The sequence below is a fragment of the Candidatus Poribacteria bacterium genome (assembly GCA_021162805.1).
Lineage (GTDB): Bacteria > Poribacteria > WGA-4E > B28-G17 > B28-G17 > JAGGXZ01.
On the sequence record JAGGXZ010000046.1, the window covers coordinates 1 to 3,293 of the forward strand.

Below are 3,293 nucleotides of genomic sequence, written 5' to 3' on the forward strand. Positions count from 1 at the left end.
AAATAGCCGGAGCTTTCCGGTATTTTGTAGGCTCTCACCAGATAGGTTTCCCCGGAGGCCGCTCCTGCTAGCTGACACATCCCATCATCCCCTGTGACAGCGGAGGATACCACCTCTCCATCGGTATCCCTGAGCTCAACGGTTGCGCCTGCTATGACGCCCGAAGTATCTTTATCTATAACTTTAACCGGTATATATTTCCCTGGACTACCTGTAGGGGTAAACGTGCCTGGAGTAACTTCAGGTGTGATATCCTCATTAAAAAGCGGCTGTTCGATGTTCAGTTCACATCCGCTCTGTTGCTCGCTTACGCCTGAGCTGGTCTGGCTGCCTTCCTGGGAGCTCATCCTCACTCCAAATCTAACTTTGATCAGCTCACCAGAGCCTGAAGAGATCGGCTCCGCTCCGGCGAAGGCGATGTTCACCCTCCCCACCTCGTTCTTAGCTTCGTTCCTTTCCACGTTGCTCACGATGTAGGGAGTTACATTACTTTCAGCACCTGCATCGCCCCGGTAACCGAAGCCGGTTGGTGGGGGAGAATAACCCATCAGAAAGGCACCTGGTTTAACCTCTTTACACGAGAGAACGCCGGGATCGTATGTCAGGGTGAATTGTCCGGAGAGAATCTCAGTTCCTTCTGGAATGATTATGTTCACGTTAATCCACACGTCTGTTCCGGGCGTACCCTGTACGTCCGGGATTTCAAGCGTTACGGTGGATTGTCCCCATGCCCCGGCCGCCAGGATCGCCAGGGCAAAGATAACTGTCGAAAACCTCTCGACTAATCTCATCGGATTACCTCCTAAGTTTTTATATTCTGGGAAAGACAAAGCTCTCCTCTTATAACATCGACGATTTTCAGGATCTACTTAAGGGGGGGTAGGCTATTCCCTCGCTGGCAATTTATTATACCAGAGATTCAAGATGAGGTCAATAAAAAATTTCAAGGAGGGAAAGCGTTGGGAGGATGAGGTCGATCGCATTAAATCGAGACTACAGCTTCACCGACATCCTCATATAAGGGCCTTTGGTCCAGTATTCGCTTTCAGGGAAATCCCTATCTTTGCTCCCGCCCAAGAAATTATATCCCAGAGCTATACGCAGGTTTTTGATGAACCAGAAACCCAGCTCACCAGCCGCGCCATGCTCGAAATTTCTGAGCTGGCGCTGATACATCAATCTGTACTCTCCCGCCACATCCACGTATCTGTTCAGTTCGATCCTAGCTCTTGCTATCCAGAGATCCGTCGTGGAGGTATACTCGAAGTTCATCTCCTTACGCTTCGCACGCTTGACGGCGTATTTGCCGAACAGTTCAAGGGGCCTGACCGGATGAAGCACACCCTCGACCGATCCTATGATCACCTCATAATCCAGCTTCGGCGTAACCGTTTCGTCCATCTCGGATTTATACTCGACCTTGGCCAACAGGTTCAGATAGTTAAGCCTTTCGGGCCTCACGGCCACCCCGGCGATAGAGTGATTCCGGGTGTTCCTAGGTGCTCCTGGTATCTCTCGTATCCGTCTGTCAGTATAACGGTGTCTGGCTATAATGCTAACGCCTTCATTCAGCTTCGCTGTCCCCCCGATCTGAAGCATATTCCATATCGAAAGGTCATCCTTTCTCGCCTCGTATTTCACAGAGCCTTTAATCGGCAGATCGGGCAGATACTCCAGCGAGACAGATGCGGCGTCGAAATCCGTGACGGCCGAGATGTTATCTATCGCCCTAACCCTCTCAGCGGAGAGGTTCAAGCTGAGATCCGGTCTCACTCTTATCCTGTTTCTCAATCCTATCGTCGCAAGTCCCCTAGCGCCTCCGATTCCGCCTCCTATTCTATATTCCGAGTATGCGCTTAACGTTTTTGACGGCTGCCCTCTGACACCGACGACGCCTAACACGTCGTTCAGATCCGCCATCTCGTCCGGAATCCTCCCTCTGGCGTAAATGGAGAGCTTCGGACTGAAAGTATAATCCAATCCCAGTGTGGTTCCGCTTGACCTGAACCCCGCAAATCTTGCTCCAGGGAGCTTGTGATATGTTCCCTCCCTCGAGAGGAGCCTAGAGCCCTCTGAAAGCAGATTCTGCTCACGGAAAAGCGATGCTGAAAACCTGGGGCTTAACCTAACCTTCAGCTCGCCGATCCCCATGAGCGACTCGGCGGTTTCCCCCTTTTGATCCTCAGTTATAGCATCCTCCGCCCCGACCCTTAGCGAATATCGACCGAGTTTTGCCCTATAGAAAGCCGAGGTGAGGATCAACTTGGAAAACAGACCGGTATAGGTCGGGATGATCGGTTTTCCGGGGAACGATGTATTGGAATGTTCCAGGTCAATCGATCCGTATACGGGCGATCTATATCTCAAGGAAAGGCCGTATTTGGTCGTTCCGATCTCACCGGAGGAGACGACAGGGTTTCTGAAGGCATCGCCTATCTGTCTGTAATATCCCTCCATCGAGAGGTTCGGCATGGGGGAACTACGGAGTTCCACCTTCCATGCATCTCCGCTTATATCCCTCATCAGCCCTTCGTCATATGCCTGACTCCAGGCCACTTCGCCGGAGACGTCTAAGTTCCCGCCAAGGCTCATCGAACCGTCGACTCCGCTGAGATGGAGGCGGCTGAAATCGCTGAGATCCCTGACGTATGTCCCTCCTATGGAGGCCCTCAAACCCGTTTCGGAATCCTCCCAGGACAGCTCGCCATATCCGCCGCTCACCAGTTCCCTCTTCCCGCCTGCGGCGGTCTCATAAAGCACAACTATCACCACATCGTTGAGCGCCGAGTCGTACCTGGGAATAGGCTGTTTGAAGAGGATCGTTCCCTCGTCATAATCTATATCGTAGTCCAGAAATCTATATTTCGGCTCGCTGGAAATGATCCTTTCGGGATGAAGCCTATCATGCACCTCAACCCTCACTCGCTCGCTGAACCGGATAATGGGAAAGTGAGAGAGGGAGTAATAGCCCGATATCCCCTGTCCTGGTATCTCATCCCGCACAATGCGCCTATTGGTCTGGGATGCGAAACCGATCAACCGTATATTCGGTTCGTCTACGTTGAGTTTCAATCCGGTTAGAGCTCGATCGTAGGCGGCGAACTCGACAAGGTTCATTCCTGTATTATAGTCACCCAGCATTGCGTAGGAGAGATCCTTCTCCAATTTCAGATATCCTTTTGCGCTTGAAACGGCCTCGAAGAAGATCGAGCTGCTGTCGCCATAGATGGGATAAAGCCTCTCCGGCTCAAGTTCCCTGAAAAGCCTGTCCGTCCTCCTGCGAGATGAGTCAT

At 51.9% G+C, this 3,293-nt stretch carries 2 protein-coding genes; both read right to left on the minus strand.

Annotated elements, in window-relative coordinates; translation table 11 throughout:
- Positions 1–791: hypothetical protein (locus J7M22_03350; protein MCD6505641.1), on the minus strand; the 791-nt coding region annotated here is incomplete at its 3' end.
- 202 nt (positions 792–993) lie between these two features.
- On the minus strand, positions 994–3,293 hold a 2,300-nt coding region (locus J7M22_03355; protein ID MCD6505642.1), incomplete at its 5' end, for a hypothetical protein.